Origin of the sequence: Streptomyces sp. HP-A2021 (assembly GCF_022807935.1) — a bacterium.
Lineage (GTDB): Bacteria > Actinomycetota > Actinomycetes > Streptomycetales > Streptomycetaceae > Streptomyces > Streptomyces afghaniensis.
Genome location: NZ_CP094344.1, coordinates 8,375,779 through 8,389,852, shown reverse-complemented (window position 1 = coordinate 8,389,852; position 14,074 = coordinate 8,375,779). Strand labels below are relative to the sequence as shown.

Sequence of the window (14,074 nt, the reverse complement as noted above, 5' to 3'; positions counted from 1 at the left end):
ATGAGCACCGGCCCCCCGAGCCGCCCTGTTCCCACCCCTGTCGGCCGGTTCCGTTCGGCGGGTCGAAAACCGTTTGCCTCCGACCACGTGGCGAAGCGAACCTGTCACGGTTTGCTGCCCTCGGCCGAACCCTCATCCCCCATTCCCTCATCCCCCCATTCCCCATCCCCCCATCCCCCTTTCCCCTGACACGAGCCACTGGGACGTCATGCAGATTCAAGACCTTCCGTACCCCGACCCGGGCGTGCCGGACGCGCGTTCGGGTCCCCGATTTCTGTGGTGGCTCTTCCGCAATCAGCTGGACGGGCAGCTCAAGTCGCTGGCCTGGGGGCTGCTCCACTTCGCGTCCGTCGCCGCGCTGCCGTTCTGCGTCGGAGTCGCCGTACAGGCCGTCGTCGACCGCTCCGGCACGCAACTCGCCCTGGCGGGCGGCCTGCTGGCGCTGGCCTGCGTCGGCAACGCGGTCGGCGACACCTTCCTGCACCGCACCGCCGTCACCAACTGGATCACCGCGGCCGCCCGCGTCCAGCAGCTGCTCGCCCGCAAGGCCGCCCAGTTGGGCTCGGCGCTGACCCGGCGCGTCGCGGCCGGTGAGGTCGTGGCCGTCTCCACGGGTGACGTGGAGAAGATCGGCTGGTTCGTGGAGGCCTGGTCGCGGTTCACCGCGGCGCTGGTCACCATCGTGCTGGTCTGCGCCGCGCTGCTCGTCTACCAGCCCGCGCTCGGCGTGGTCGTCGCCGTGGGTCTGCCCGTGCTGGCGCTCGCCGTGCTGCCCCTGCTGCCGCGCGCCACCCGGCGTGCGGACGTGCAGCGCGAGAAGGCCGGACGCGCCACCGAACTCGCCTCGGACACCGTCGCCGGTCTGCGGGTGCTGCGCGGCATCGGCGGTGAGGAACTCTTCCTCGACCGCTACCGCCGCGCCTCCCAGGAGGTCCGGCACGCGGCGGTCCGCAGCGCCCGGATGTGGTCCATGATCACCGCAATCCAGGTCCTGCTGCCGGGACTGCTGCTCATCACCGTCGTCTGGTACGGCGTGCACCTGGCCCGCCAGGGCCGGATCACCGTCGGCGAACTGGTCACCGTCTACAGCTCGGTGATGGTCCTCACCTATCCGCTGCGGCACTTCGAGGAGATCGCCATGGCGTACTCCTTCTCCCGGCCGTCGGCCAAACGGGCCGCGGGCGTGCTGGCGCTGGAGCGGGCCACGGACACCGCCGGGTCCCGCGGGGCCGACCTGCCGTCCGGAGACCTGTACGACCCGGACACCGGGCTGCTCGCGAACGCCGGCCTGTTCACCGCCGTGGTGTGCGGCGACCCGGACGCGGCCGGCCGGCTGGCGGAACGGCTGGGCGGACACCCGCCGCAGGAGGGCACCTCGGTGCTGCTGGGCGGCGTGCCGCTCGACGAACTCCCGCTGGACAGTGCCCGTACGGCCGTCCTCGTCCAGGACAAGGACCCCGTGCTGCTGTCCGGATCGCTGCGCGAACTGCTCGACGTACCCGCCTCGGGCGACGTCGAACCGCGGGCGGCGCTGGCCGCCGCACAGTGCGACGACGTGCTGGCGGCGCTGGTGCAGGGCTCGGTGGACGCCGCCGACCCCATGGACGCGCGGATCACCGAACGCGGCCGGTCCCTGTCCGGCGGCCAGCGGCAGCGCCTCGCGCTCGCCCGGTCGCTGATCACGGACCCGGAGGTGCTCGTCCTGGACGAGCCGACCTCGGCCGTCGACTCCCACACCGAGGCCCGGATCGCGCAGGGCGTGCGGGAGTTGCGCGCGGGGCGCACGACCGTGGTGTTCACCTCCTCGCCGCTGCTGCTGGACCGCGCCGACCGGGTGGTGTTCCTGCACGACGGCGAGGTCGCGGCGACCGGCACGCATCGCGAGCTGCTGCACACCGAGCCCCGCTACCGGGCGGTCGTCACCCGCGAGACGGACGACGAGGTCGGCCTTCTTCAAGAACACGGCTCGCCTCAAAAACACGACTCGCTTCAAGAACACGACGTCCTGCGCGAACTGGAAGAGATCGAGGAGAAGGCATGATCGGCGTGGCGCCACCGGCGTACGACCCGGCGGCTCCGACGACGGCGAACACCCTGCCGGTCGGCGCCCCCACGACCGTCCGCGCCTACGTGGCCGAACTGCTGCGCCGGCACCGCCGGGCGTTCCTGCTGCTCGTCGTCGTCAACACGGTCGCCGTCATCGCCTCGATGGCCGGTCCATGGCTGCTGGGCGGAGTCGTGGAGCGGGTCTCCGACGGGGCGCGGGACCTGCGGCTGGAACTCACCGCGGGGCTGTTCGTGACGGCGCTGGCCGTCCAGGCCCTGTTCGTCCGCCAGGTGCGGCTGCGCGGGGCGATGCTCGGCGAGCGGATGCTGGCCGACCTGCGCGAGGACTTCCTCGTACGGTCGGTCGGGCTGCCGCCCGGCGTGCTGGAGCGGGCCGGGACCGGTGATCTGCTGTCGCGGATCACCACGGACATCGACCGGCTGGCCAACGCCATGCGCGAGGCCGTGCCGCAGCTGTCGATCGGCGTGGTGTGGGTGGTGCTGCTGATGGGCGGGCTGGTCGTCACGGCGCCGCCGCTGGCGCTCGCCGTGCTGCTCGCCCTGCCGCTGCTGATCGTCGGCTGCCGCTGGTACTTCCGGCGGGCACCGGCCGCCTACCGCTCGGAGGCCGCCGGGTATGCCGCCGTGGCCGCCGCGCTCGCCGAGACCGTGGACGCCGGCCGCACCGTCGAGGCGCACCGCCTCGGCGACCGGCGCGTCGCGCTGTCGGAGCGCCGGATCAAGGAATGGACGGCCTGGGAGCGCTACACGATGTGGCTGCGGTCGGTCCTCTTCCCGGTCGTCAACGTCACCCACGTGACCGTGCTCGCCTCGGTCCTTCTGGTCGGCGGCGTGTTCGCCCTGCACGGCTGGATCGACGTCGGCCAGCTCACGACGGGCGCGCTGATCGCCCAGATGCTCGTCGACCCGGTGGGCATGATCCTGCGCTGGTACGACGAGCTCCAGGTGGCCCAGGTGTCGCTGGCCCGGCTCGTCGGGGTCCGGGACATCGAGCCGGACGCGGGCGACCCCTCGGTGTCCCCCGACGGACGCCATGTGCACGCCGACCGGGTGCACTTCGGCTACCTGGAGGGCGTCGACGTCCTGCGCAAGGTGTCCCTGGAGGTCTCCCCCGGCACCCGGCTGGCCCTGGTCGGCCCGTCGGGTGCGGGCAAGTCGACGCTGGGCCGGCTGCTCGCCGGGATCTACGCGCCGCGGGACGGCCGGATCACCCTGGGCAGCGCCGAGCTGTCCCGGATGCCGGCGGAAAGCGTCCGCGCCCATGTCGCCCTCGTCAACCAGGAGCACCACGTCTTCGTGGGCTCCCTGCGCGACAACCTCCGGCTCGCCCGGACCGGCGCCGGCGATGCCGAGCTGTGGGCGGCGCTGGGCGCGGTCGACGCGGACGGCTGGGCCCGGGCGCTCGACGACGGCCTGGACACCGAGGTCGGCTCCGGCGGCCTGACGCTCACCCCCGCCCAAGCCCAGCAGATCGCCCTGGCCCGCCTGGTGCTGGCGGACCCGCACACCCTGGTCCTGGACGAGGCGACGTCCCTGCTCGACCCGCGCGCCGCCCGCCACCTGGAACGATCCCTGGCCAAGGTCCTCGACGGCCGCACCGTCGTCGCCATCGCCCACCGCCTGCACACCGCCCACGACGCGGACGTCATCGCCGTCGTCGAGAACGGCCGCATCAGCGAACTGGGCAGCCACGAGGAACTGGTGGCGGCGGACGGGGCGTATGCGGCGTTGTGGAGGTCGTGGCACGGCTGACGAGCCGCTGAGGAGGCGGCGTGAGCCGCACCGCCTCGGTGTGCCGGGACGGGGAGGACCGGGGCGGGCGGGGGCAGGGCGGACCGAAGGCTGTCCGGACCGGGGCCGGCCAGGCCCGGCCGGGGCTGGCCGGCCCGGGTCCCGGACCACGCGGGCCTTGGGCCAGCGCGGCCCCGCGTCGGCGCGGGCCGGGCCGCGCAGGCCCACAGGCCGGCGCGGGCCCACGGCCGGCACGGGCCCACAGGCCGGCACGGGTCCCGGGCCAGCGGTCCCGTGTCAGCGGTCCGGTGTCAGTGCGGGACCCGGGGCGGCGCGGCCCCCCGGGTCGGTCCCGCCCCCTGTTCGGTGACCGCCGGAGGCGTTCCGTGGCGTTGCGCGGTTGCGATACGGGGTGGAAGGCTGGAGTCAGGCACCGGCTCGGGGGAAACGCCCGGCAACCGCGGCAGCGGTTCGGCGGCGGACGGCGTCAGTGCTCCGTGTGGCGGCGGCCCGGCGCGGGCCCCGGTGTGAACGGGCCCGCCCCACCCCCTGGAGGTACCCGTGAAGAGCTCCGACGGCTGGGGAGACGACGTCTACCAGCCGGAACCATCCGAGCAGAGAGAGGACACGGGGCTGCTCGACGCCGAGGACACCCTGGAGTACGACGGCGTCGACGATCCCCTCGACCGGGGCTGGTCCCCTCCCGAGCGGCCCTGGGCCGTGGAGCACGACGGCGTCACGGCGGCGGAGCGGCGGCGGGGCGAGACGCTGGACCAGCGGCTCGCCGAGGAGCTGCCGGAGCCCGTCGCCCCGGACGGTGACGGTCTCGGGGACTGCCAGGGCACCGACGGGGAACTCCTGGACAACGAGGTCGGCGCCGCCCGCTCCGGCCGGCTCGTGGCTCCCGACGAGGGCGCGCACGAGGACGAGGAGAGCGCACTGGTCGCCATGGACGTGGGCATCGACGGCGCGGCGGCGTCGGCCGAGGAGGCAGCCGTGCACATCGTCGACGAGGACACCCTGTCCGGCTGATCGCAAGCCCGACCCGAGCCGCACGAGGAGCATCCATGCAGCAGGACAAGCACCCCGAATACCACCCCGTCGTCTTCCGCGACCGGGCCGCCGGTTACGCGTTCCTGACCCGGTCCACCGCGACCAGCGACCAGACCATCGAGTGGGACGACGGCGAGACCTACCCGGTCGTGGACGTGGAGATCTCCTCGGAGAGCCACCCCTTCTACACGGGCAAGGCCCGCACGGTGGACTCGGAGGGCCGGGTCGCCGCGTTCGAGCGCCGGTACGGCGGCCGCTGAGCCCGGTTCTCTCCGGGGCGGCCGGCGCTCAGATGACGTTGAGCGCCGCCGCGCAGCCCACCCCGCCGAGCAGCATGAACACCGGCATCAGCACCCTGAGCTCGACCCAGCTGCCCGCCCGGAACCGCAAGGCCTTCGGCGGCCCGACCGGGTACCAGCGCTTGCGCCCCACCGGTATGGGCCACAGGACCGGGCAGCCCGAGACGGTGAGCGCGTCCCCGAGGTCGTGCACGAGTGCCCCCAGGACGACCGGCAGCCCCAGCCAGAGGTACTCCTGACCCGGCGCCGTGAACAGCCAGTCCGCGCCGTTGCCCGGCTTGTCCAGGACGCCCGCGAGGATCCACGCGGTGGCCGCGGCCAGCAGCCACACCAGGACGTCGCTGCTGGAGCCGCGCGCCGCCCGCCACAGCAGACCCTCGATGGCCAGCACCAGGTGCACGAAGAGGATCGCCAACACCCCCCAGCGGTCGCTGGTGATCGCCACGGCCGAGGTGCCCGCACCGATCAGGACCGCCCACAGCCAGGTGTGCGTGAGCGTCCGGTGCCCGCCGGAGCGACGCGGGTCGCCCTGCTTCTTCGTGGCCTTGTAGACGGCGTACGACAACTTGTCGACGATCTCGCACAGCCAGCGCGACAGCGGTCCGAAGGACCGGGAGATGGTGGCCGCCTTGTGGTCGAGGTCCGGGGCGAGCGCGGCACCGGCGCAGATCAGGGCGCCGACGAGGAGGACCGGCCAGGGCATCGGGTGCCCGGCCGCGGCGGCCGCCGCACCGACGCCGAGCCAGGCGGCTGCGCCCGACAGTGAGTGTGCTGGTCCCATCATCGGCGTGGCCCGCCCCATTCCTCGTGTACCGCTGTCCAGTTGACCGGCGCGCTGACATCCCGTCGGCGACACAGCGTAGCGTTCGCGATCTTCGAGCCCCTAGCCGATTCCCGCATCGGGCGGGAGGCCAGGCAAGATGGGGGCGTGACCCTCATCGATCAGCTGCCGCGGACCGCCGACCCCGACGCCCTGTACGAAGCCTTCGAGTCGTGGGCCGGTGAGCGGGGTCTCACGCTCTATCCCCACCAGGAGGAGGCGCTGATCGAGGTGGTCTCCGGCGCGAACGTGATCGTGTCGACGCCCACCGGGTCCGGCAAGAGCATGATCGCGGCGGGTGCGCACTTCGCCGCGCTGGCCCGGGACGAGGTCACCTTCTACACCGCCCCGATCAAGGCGCTGGTGTCGGAGAAGTTCTTCGAACTGTGCAAGATCTTCGGCACGGAGAACGTCGGCATGCTGACCGGCGACGCGTCCGTCAACGCCGACGCCCCCGTGATCTGCTGCACCGCCGAGGTGCTCGCGTCGATCGCGCTGCGCGACGGCAAGCAGGCGGACGTCGGCCAGGTCGTGATGGACGAGTTCCACTTCTACGCGGAGGGCGACCGCGGCTGGGCCTGGCAGATCCCGATCCTCGAACTGCCGCAGGCGCAGTTCGTGCTGATGTCGGCGACACTCGGCGACGTGTCCTTCTTCGAGAAGGACCTCACCCGCCGCACCGGCCGCCCGACGGCGGTGGTCCGCTCGGCGACCCGCCCTGTGCCCCTGTCCTACGAGTATCGCTACACGCCGCTCACCGAGACGCTCACCGACCTGCTGGCGGCGCGGCAGGCGCCCGTCTACATCGTGCACTTCACGCAGGCGCAGGCCGTGGAGCGGGCGCAGGCGCTGATGAGCATCAACATGTGCTCGCGTGAGGAGAAGGAGCAGATCGCCGAGCTGATCGGCAACTTCCGCTTCACCACCAAGTTCGGCCGCAACCTCTCCCGCTACGTCCGGCACGGCATCGGCGTCCATCACGCCGGCATGCTGCCCAAGTACCGCCGCCTGGTGGAGAAGCTCGCGCAGGCCGGCCTGCTGAAGGTCATCTGCGGCACGGACACGCTCGGCGTGGGCGTCAACGTCCCCATCCGCACGGTGCTGTTCACCGCCCTCACCAAGTACGACGGCACCCGCGTGCGCACCCTGCGCGCCCGGGAGTTCCACCAGATCGCGGGGCGTGCCGGGCGGGCCGGTTACGACACGGAGGGCTTCGTCGTCGCGCAGGCGCCCGAGCACGTCGTCGAGAACGAGAAGGCGCTCGCCAAGGCGGGCGACGATCCGAAGAAGCGCCGCAAGGTCGTCCGCAAGAAGGCGCCCGAGGGCTTCGTCGCATGGTCGGAGCAGACCTTCGAGAAACTGATCGGCTCCGAACCCGAGCCGCTGACCTCCCGGTTCCGGGTGACGCACACGATGCTGCTGTCCGTGATCGCCCGCCCCGGCAACGCCTTCGAGGCGATGCGCCACCTGCTGGAGGACAACCACGAGCCGCGCAAGCAGCAGTTGCGGCACATCCGCCGGGCCATCGCGATCTACCGCTCGCTGCTGGACGGCGGCATCGTCGAGAAGCTCGACGAGCCGGACGCGACCGGCCGCATCGTCCGCCTCACCGTCGACCTCCAGCAGGACTTCGCGCTCAACCAGCCGCTGTCCACGTTCGCACTGGCCGCGTTCGAACTGCTGGACCCGGAGTCGCCGTCGTACGCGCTGGACATGGTGTCGGTCGTGGAGTCCACGCTGGACGACCCCCGGCAGATCCTCGCCGCCCAGCAGAACAAGGCGCGCGGCGAGGCCGTGGCCCAGATGAAGGCGGACGGCGTGGAGTACGAGGAGCGCATGGAGCGCCTTCAGGACATCACGTACCCGAAGCCGCTGGAGGAGCTGCTCTTCCACGCGTACAACACGTACCGCAAGAGCCACCCCTGGGTCGGCGATCATCCGCTGTCGCCGAAGTCGGTCATCCGTGACATGTACGAACGGGCGCTGTCCTTCACGGAGTTGGTGTCCCACTACGAGCTGGCCCGCACCGAGGGCATCGTGCTGCGCTACCTGGCCAGCGCCTACAAGGCCCTCGACCACACCGTGCCGGACGACCTCAAGTCCGAGGACCTGCAGGACCTGATCGAGTGGCTGGGCGAGATGGTGCGCCAGGTCGACTCCAGCCTGCTGGACGAGTGGGAGCAGCTGGCCAACCCGGAGGAGATGACCGCCGAGGAGGCCCAGGAGAAGGCCGACGAGGTCAAGCCGGTCACCGCCAACGCGCGCGCTTTCCGTGTCCTGGTCCGCAACGCCATGTTCCGCCGGGTCGAGCTGGCCGCCCTCGACCAGGTCGGGGAGCTCGGCGAGATGGACGCGGAGTCCGGCTGGGACGCCGACGCCTGGGGCGAGGCGATGGACAAGTACTGGGACGAGTACGACGACCTCGGCACCGGCCCCGACGCCCGCGGCCCCAAACTGCTGATCATCGAGGAGGAGCCGGAGAACGCCCTGTGGCGGGTCCGGCAGATCTTCCACGATCCGAACGGCGACCACGACTGGGGCATCAGCGCGGAGGTCGACCTCACGGCCTCCGACGCGGAGGGGCGCGCGGTCGTCCGGGTCACCGACGTCGGCCAGCTGTGAACGGCCGGGCAGCAGCGAGCACAGGAGATTCTCACCGATGACGACGAACCCTGCCGAGAGACTGGTCGACCTGCTCGATCTGGAGCAGATCGAGGTCAACATCTTCCGTGGCCGCAGCCCACAGGAGTCCCTCCAGCGAGTCTTCGGCGGCCAGGTGGCGGGCCAGGCGATGGTCGCCGCCGGCCGTACCACGGACGGCGACCGTCCCGTGCACTCGCTGCACGCGTACTTCCTGCGCCCCGGCATCCCGGGCGTGCCGATCGTCTACCAGGTCGAGCGGGTGCGCGACGGGCGGTCGTTCACGACCCGCCGGGTCACGGCCGTGCAGCAGGGCCGCACGATCTTCAATCTCACCGCCTCCTTCCACAAGCCGGAGGAGGGCAGCTTCGAGCACCAGCTGCCGCCCGCCCGCAAGGTCCCGGACCCGGAGTCACTGCCCACGGTCACGGACGAGATCCGGGAGCATCTGGGCGCACTGCCCGAGCAGTTGGAGCGGATGGCCCGCCGCCAGCCCTTCGACATCCGCTATGTGGACCGGCTGCGCTGGACCACCGACGAGGTCGCGGACGCCGAGCCGCGCAGCGCCGTGTGGATGCGCGCGGTCGGGCCGCTGGGTGACGACCCGCTCGTGCACACCTGCGCCCTCACCTACGCCAGCGACATGACCCTCCTGGACGCCGTCCGCATCCCGGTCGAGCCGCTGTGGGGCCCGCGGGGCTTCGACATGGCGTCACTGGACCACGCCATGTGGTTCCACCGCCCGTTCCGCGCGGACGACTGGCTGCTGTACGACCAGGAGTCGCCCATCGCGGTCGGCGGACGCGGTCTGGCCCGGGGCCGGATCTACGACCGTGAGGGCCGGCTGGTCGTGTCGGTCGTGCAGGAGGGGTTGTTCAGGAAGCTGGGCTGAACCCCACCGCGAGGGGGCGATGCGCGGCTCCGATCGCGCGTGTGCCGGTTCCGGCGACCATGGCAGGAGAGGCACCGCCGGCGTCACGCGCTCGTCGACCGGGAGGTGACCACGCTGGCCCGGCGACCGACCTCGCCCCCAGCGACCGACACCACCAGCGACCGACCTCGCTTCCAGTGGCCCTCGGCGAGTGACCGACCCCCCGGTCCGATCACCCGTCCGGCTGGCACCCCGGGCACCACACCGTGCCACGGCCCGCCATCCGGGACCGGCGCAGGCCGCTGCCGCAGCGCGGGCATCTGGGGTCGGGGTCGTCACGATGTCCGGTGAGCCAGGAGTCCCGCGGCGGCACGCACCCGGCCTTGACGGCGGACCGCAGGGTTCTGCGCATCTCGCTGTACAGCTGACGACGGTCGTCCTGGGTGAGCTCCCGCGCCCGGCGGTCGGGGCGCAGCCGGGCGCGCCAGAGGATCTCGTCGGCGAGCAGATTGCCGAGGCCGGCCAGGACGGACTGGTCGGTGAGCGCGGTCTTCAGGTGTCCGCGGCGCGCCGAGAGCACGGCCTCGAACTCCGTGCGGCCCACCGCCATCGCGTCCGGGCCCTGCCGCTGAAGCAGCCGGTCGAGATCGGAGTCGTCGTGGGCCAGCCACAGCCCCTGGAGTTTGCGCTGGTCACGAAAGCGCAGCTGACGGTTGCCGCTCAGGGTGAACAGCACACGGTCGTGGACCTCGACGGCGTCCTCGGGGCGAGCGCAGACCAGTCGGCCGGTCATGCCGAAGTGCAGCACGAGGGTGGGGCCGCCGGTGCGGGCGAGCAGCCACTTGCCATGCCGCTCCGGTGTGCCGAACCGCCGTCCCTCCAGCGCGTCACGCAGGCCCCGCACCCCGACGCCGTGCAGGACGCCCGCGTCCCGTACCTCGACACGCCGCACGACCCGTCCCTTCGCACAGGACTCGAGCACCTGCCGGAAGCCCTCGACGTCGGGCAGCTCGGGCATGACCGGCGTGTCAGGTTTCCTGGAGGACGGACAGCACGTTCCCCGCCGGGTCGGTGAACCAGGCGATCAGCGGGCCACCGCCGCGGAAGATGCCCTTGTCGTCCGCCTTGAGGTGGTCGTAGCGCTCGAAACGCACCCCCCTTCTGCTCAGCTCGTCGACCGCCGCCTCGATGTCGTCGACGGGGAAGTTGAGGATGGTGTACGTCGCCGGGGTGTGGTCCTGTTTCGGGTAGACCAGGATGTCCCGGTCACCCGCGATGTGCAGGATCAGCATGCCGTGCTCTTCCGAGACGCGGAGTCCCAGGGTGTCGCCGTAGAAGGTCCTGGCCGCCTCGATGTCGTTCACGGAGAACCCGCTGTATGCCTTCGTCGTACCGAACATGATCGCCTCCCGGACATAATCTCCTCACAGGTCGGACCGGGACGCATCCGGAAACTCATCGCTCATCGGGCGGACAGCGGTGCCCGCGCACTCCGCCCCGGCAGGGGGCACGGTCACCCCGTGGGCCGCCGGCCTCTGCGGCGCAGCCAGCCCAGGAGGCCGTGGGAAGGGGTGTGGTCCTCGGGTGCCGGGGGGTCCTCCTGCTCCAGGGCCGGTTCCGGGGCCGGGCGTGGTGCCGGGTGTTGCCTTCGGGCCGTTTCCATCGTGTGGGCGAGGTCGGCACGGAACCAGGCCACTTCGTCCGGCTCGCTCGCCGTCATGAGCTTCTGGGCGCGCTCGGCGGTGGGTGAGCCGGGCGCGCCGTGTGCCGGGAGCCGGGGACGGCAGCGGTTCAGGTGGTCGCGCTCGTACGGATCCGCGACGACGTCCGCCACATCGGCCGGGTCGAGGAGGCAGGCGACGGCCGCCGCGTGCGCCCACGGGTCGTCTCCCGCCTGCCGCAGCAGGAACCCGACGTGCCGTCCCCGCCAGTTGCGGGGCCGCCGGTCCAGCTTTGCCTTCAGTCCTTCCCGCACTTGCGCGGGCATGCGGCCGGTCAGCAGCCGGGCGTTGCTCTTCTCGGCCGCGAACTGCCGTAGTTCCTCGGCCGGATAGAGCCAGACGACGGTGCGGTAGCGGTTCAGATAGAACCGTACGGGCACGAGCAGGCCGAAGCGCGCGAGGTTCGTGAACCTGGTGGGCGTCACGTCCATGATCTCGGCGCCCTCATGGGTGCCCACGGTCGCGACGCGCTCGCGCAGTGCGTCCGGGAAGCCGTCCTCGGCGCGCAGCCGGTCGATCTCGGCGCGGGCGACCCGTCGGCCTCCGCCTCCTTCGTCGGGAACGGTCCGGATGAGTCCGAGATTCACCGCCAGGTCGAAGTCGCCCCTCCTGAGGTCGAGTTCGCGGGCGGCCCGGCTCGGGGCGCAGGTGAGGCGGTCGGATTTCGCGATGGTGCCTGACATGGTCGGTCTCCCCCGTGGAGTCAGCGGCTCACGCCGTGTGCGGTCGCCGTGAAAAAACCGTAGCCGCTTCGGCGGATCTCGTGGCGAGCCTGTGGATAACTCCGCGGGGGACGACGAACCCCCAGGTCAGACGTCTGTTTCCGGTTTCCGTTCGGGCTGGCGCGCATCCACGTCGAGGTGCTCGCCGACCCGGTTGACCAGCAGGGTCATCTCGTAGGCGATCTGGCCGATGTCGGCCTCCGCGCCACTGAGCACGCACAGACAACTGCCCGTTCCGGCGGCGGTGACGAAGAGCACCGCGTCGTCGAACTCGATCATCGTCTGGCGTACGCTGCCCGCGCCGAAGTGCCGTCCCGAGCCCTTGGCCAGGCTGTGCAGTCCGGACGACACGGCCGCGAGGTGCTCCGCGTCCTCGCGGCGCAGTCCGGTGCTCGCCCCTGTCACCAGGCCGTCGTTGGACAGGACCAGTGCGTGCCGCACCTGGTGGACGCGCTCGGTCAGGTCGTCCAGCAGCCAGTCCAGTCCCTGGTTCTGCGCCATGTTCCGATCTCCCCGTTTTCTCCCCGTGCGATTCTCCTCCTGGCCGGAGGATCTCCACGCCAGCCTTCCCCACGACCGCTGCCGGGGCAAGGAGGATGGGAGCCATGGCAGAGAAGATGACCGACGCGCAATGGCGGAAGTTCGTTTCCTACGGCACCCGCACCGGAAAGCTCTCCACGGTCCGGGCCGACGGGAGCCCGCACGTGGCCCCGATCTGGTTCGTCCTGGACGGCGACGAGCTGGTGTTCAACACCGGCAAGAACACCGTGAAGGGGCGCAATCTCACCCGTGACGGCCGGGTCGCCCTGTGTGTGGACGACGACCGGCCGCCGTTCTCCTTCGTGGTCGTGCAGGGGAGCGCCCGGGTCTCGGAGGACCTCGACGAGATACGCCATTGGGCCACCCGCATCGGCGCCCGGTACATGGGCGAGGACCGCGCCGAGGAGTTCGGTGCCCGCAACGGCGTCCCGGGCGAACTCCTCGTCCGGGTCGCCATCGACAGGGTCCTCGCGGAGCGGGACGTCGCGGACTGACCACGGGACCCGATCTTTCCGGTCATCCGACCGAGTCGAGGAGCCGGGCGGTGTGCATCCGCCCGGCGTACTCGACGAGCCGGATCAGCACCTCCTTCCCCGAGTCGCGGTCCCGGGCGTCGCACAGCACCACGGGCGTCCCCCGGTCGAGGTCGAGGGCGCGCGAGACGTCCGGGGCGCCGTGCCGCCGGGCGCCCGCGAAGCAGTTGACGGCCACCACGAACGGGATGCGCCGGTGCTCGAAGTAGTCGACCGCGGGGAAACAGTCCTCCAGGCGCCGGGTGTCGGCGAGGACGACCGCGCCGAGTGCCCCTTGAGACAACTCGTCCCACAGGAACCAGAACCGGTCCTGGCCCGGCGTGCCGAACAGGTACAGGGAGAGGCCGGAGCGGATGGTGATGCGTCCGAAGTCCATGGCGACGGTCGTGGTGGTCTTGTGGTCCACGCCGTCGGTGTCGTCCACCAACTGGCCCGCTTCGCTGAGCAGTTCCTCGGTGCGCAGCGGCCGGATCTCGCTGACGGCGCCGACCAGGGTGGTCTTGCCCACGCCGAATCCGCCGGCGACCAGAATCTTCAACGCCAGTGCGGAGGCCTCGCCGCCGGTGGCGTCGGAGTGCTCGGAGACCATTGATCACTTCTCTCTGGAGTGCCGGCAAGGGTGAGGTGAGGGGAGTTGAGGTGAGTACGGGGATGGTGTGCGTGCGACTACAGCGCCCTCAGTCCTGCGATCACCTCGCGCAGAATGCGCTCGTCGGGCAGTTGCGCCGGCGGCACGGGGCGGCTGACGGTGACGCAGCCCAGTTCCAGGAGGTCGCCGAGGAGGACCCGGACGACGCCCACGGGCAGGTCGGCGCCCGCGGCGAGTTCGGCGACCGACTGGGTCTCCGTACGGCACAGGTCGAGGAGGTTGCGGTGTTCCGGCCCGAGCGGGGCGTCGTCCACTCCGGGTGCGGCCGGGTCCAGCGTGACCAGGGCGATCAGGTCGAACCGCACGCCGGTGGGTCCGGGCCGGGTGCGTCCGCCCGTCATGGCGTAGGGGCGTACGAGCGGGCCGGCCTCGTTGTCGTACCACTGGCTGCCCTGCTCGGCCGGGGTGCCCGTCATGTCCTCGGTCAT

General features: G+C 71.7%; 14 protein-coding genes. 7 read left to right on the top strand and 7 right to left on the bottom strand.

Going from position 1 to position 14,074, the window contains the following annotated elements; translation table 11 throughout:
• Positions 1–208 precede the first annotated feature (208 nt).
• From MQE23_RS37960 to MQE23_RS37945, 4 genes are all read left to right on the top strand, one after another.
• Positions 209–2,041, top strand: a complete 1,833-nt coding sequence (locus tag MQE23_RS37960; RefSeq protein WP_243381488.1) for an ABC transporter ATP-binding protein — start codon at positions 209–211, stop codon at positions 2,039–2,041.
• Positions 2,038–3,819, top strand: a complete 1,782-nt coding sequence (locus MQE23_RS37955) for an ABC transporter ATP-binding protein (RefSeq protein WP_243381487.1) — start codon at positions 2,038–2,040, stop codon at positions 3,817–3,819. The genes MQE23_RS37960 and MQE23_RS37955 overlap by 4 nt, the downstream gene beginning before the upstream one ends.
• Before the next feature lie 540 nt (positions 3,820–4,359).
• Entirely contained in the window at positions 4,360–4,830 is a 471-nt protein-coding gene (locus MQE23_RS37950) for a DUF5709 domain-containing protein (RefSeq protein ID WP_020277325.1), read from the top strand.
• 35 nt (positions 4,831–4,865) lie between these two features.
• Positions 4,866–5,111, top strand: coding sequence for a type B 50S ribosomal protein L31 (locus tag MQE23_RS37945; RefSeq protein WP_020277326.1), 246 nt, complete (start codon positions 4,866–4,868; stop codon positions 5,109–5,111).
• A 28-nt stretch (positions 5,112–5,139) separates the two neighbouring features.
• Here the strand turns inward: MQE23_RS37945 and MQE23_RS37940 are convergent, their stop codons facing one another.
• Positions 5,140–5,934 carry a metal-dependent hydrolase gene (locus tag MQE23_RS37940; RefSeq protein ID WP_243381486.1) on the bottom strand — a complete coding sequence of 265 codons (795 nt, stop codon included), beginning with the start codon at positions 5,932–5,934 and terminating at the stop codon, positions 5,140–5,142.
• A gap of 144 nt (positions 5,935–6,078) precedes the next feature.
• On the opposite strand from MQE23_RS37940, the gene MQE23_RS37935 reads away from it, so the two are divergent.
• On the top strand, positions 6,079–8,592 hold the full coding sequence (locus tag MQE23_RS37935; protein WP_243381485.1) for a DEAD/DEAH box helicase: 2,514 nt from the start codon (positions 6,079–6,081) through the stop codon (positions 8,590–8,592).
• 37 nt (positions 8,593–8,629) lie between these two features.
• Positions 8,630–9,502: an acyl-CoA thioesterase II gene (locus tag MQE23_RS37930; RefSeq protein WP_020277329.1), complete on the top strand. Its 873-nt coding sequence runs from the start codon at positions 8,630–8,632 to the stop codon at positions 9,500–9,502.
• Positions 9,503–9,713: 211 nt separating this feature from the next.
• Here the strand turns inward: MQE23_RS37930 and MQE23_RS37925 are convergent, their stop codons facing one another.
• From MQE23_RS37925 to MQE23_RS37910, 4 genes are all read right to left on the bottom strand, one after another.
• Positions 9,714–10,499, bottom strand: coding sequence for a DNA-formamidopyrimidine glycosylase family protein (locus MQE23_RS37925; RefSeq protein ID WP_243381484.1), 786 nt, complete (start codon positions 10,497–10,499; stop codon positions 9,714–9,716).
• Positions 10,500–10,509: 10 nt separating this feature from the next.
• A complete protein-coding gene (locus MQE23_RS37920; RefSeq protein ID WP_243381483.1) occupies positions 10,510–10,881 on the bottom strand; it encodes a VOC family protein in 372 nt (123 codons plus the stop codon).
• Positions 10,882–10,994: 113 nt separating this feature from the next.
• Positions 10,995–11,885 (bottom strand): DUF6397 family protein, encoded by an 891-nt coding sequence (locus MQE23_RS37915; RefSeq protein WP_020277332.1) that lies wholly within the window; start codon positions 11,883–11,885, stop codon positions 10,995–10,997.
• A 126-nt stretch (positions 11,886–12,011) separates the two neighbouring features.
• Positions 12,012–12,425, bottom strand: a complete 414-nt coding sequence (locus tag MQE23_RS37910) for a roadblock/LC7 domain-containing protein (RefSeq protein ID WP_020277333.1) — start codon at positions 12,423–12,425, stop codon at positions 12,012–12,014.
• A gap of 104 nt (positions 12,426–12,529) precedes the next feature.
• Here MQE23_RS37910 and MQE23_RS37905 point away from each other — a divergent pair, with 104 nt between their 5' ends.
• Positions 12,530–12,958 carry a PPOX class F420-dependent oxidoreductase gene (locus MQE23_RS37905; protein WP_037674035.1) on the top strand — a complete coding sequence of 143 codons (429 nt, stop codon included), beginning with the start codon at positions 12,530–12,532 and terminating at the stop codon, positions 12,956–12,958.
• Between the two features lie 22 nt (positions 12,959–12,980).
• On the opposite strand, the gene MQE23_RS37900 is transcribed toward MQE23_RS37905, so the two are convergent.
• Both MQE23_RS37900 and MQE23_RS37895 read right to left on the bottom strand, forming a co-directional pair.
• Positions 12,981–13,586 (bottom strand): ATP/GTP-binding protein, encoded by a 606-nt coding sequence (locus MQE23_RS37900; protein ID WP_059418962.1) that lies wholly within the window; start codon positions 13,584–13,586, stop codon positions 12,981–12,983.
• 77 nt (positions 13,587–13,663) lie between these two features.
• Entirely contained in the window at positions 13,664–14,074 is a 411-nt protein-coding gene (locus MQE23_RS37895; RefSeq protein ID WP_010040964.1) for a DUF742 domain-containing protein, read from the bottom strand.

Coding starts and splice junctions, on each gene's coding strand:
- MQE23_RS37960 (WP_243381488.1), top strand. CDS start 209: ATGCAGATTCAAGACCTTCCGTACCCCGACCCGGGCGTGCCGGACGCG.
- MQE23_RS37955 (WP_243381487.1), top strand. CDS start 2,038: ATGATCGGCGTGGCGCCACCGGCGTACGACCCGGCGGCTCCGACGACG.
- MQE23_RS37945 (WP_020277326.1), top strand. CDS start 4,866: ATGCAGCAGGACAAGCACCCCGAATACCACCCCGTCGTCTTCCGCGAC.
- MQE23_RS37940 (WP_243381486.1), bottom strand. CDS start 5,934: ATGATGGGACCAGCACACTCACTGTCGGGCGCAGCCGCCTGGCTCGGC.
- MQE23_RS37930 (WP_020277329.1), top strand. CDS start 8,630: ATGACGACGAACCCTGCCGAGAGACTGGTCGACCTGCTCGATCTGGAG.
- MQE23_RS37925 (WP_243381484.1), bottom strand. CDS start 10,499: ATGCCCGAGCTGCCCGACGTCGAGGGCTTCCGGCAGGTGCTCGAGTCC.
- MQE23_RS37920 (WP_243381483.1), bottom strand. CDS start 10,881: ATGTTCGGTACGACGAAGGCATACAGCGGGTTCTCCGTGAACGACATC.
- MQE23_RS37915 (WP_020277332.1), bottom strand. CDS start 11,885: ATGTCAGGCACCATCGCGAAATCCGACCGCCTCACCTGCGCCCCGAGC.
- MQE23_RS37910 (WP_020277333.1), bottom strand. CDS start 12,425: ATGGCGCAGAACCAGGGACTGGACTGGCTGCTGGACGACCTGACCGAG.
- MQE23_RS37905 (WP_037674035.1), top strand. CDS start 12,530: ATGGCAGAGAAGATGACCGACGCGCAATGGCGGAAGTTCGTTTCCTAC.
- MQE23_RS37900 (WP_059418962.1), bottom strand. CDS start 13,586: ATGGTCTCCGAGCACTCCGACGCCACCGGCGGCGAGGCCTCCGCACTG.
- MQE23_RS37895 (WP_010040964.1), bottom strand. CDS start 14,074: ATGACCGAGGACATGACGGGCACCCCGGCCGAGCAGGGCAGCCAGTGG.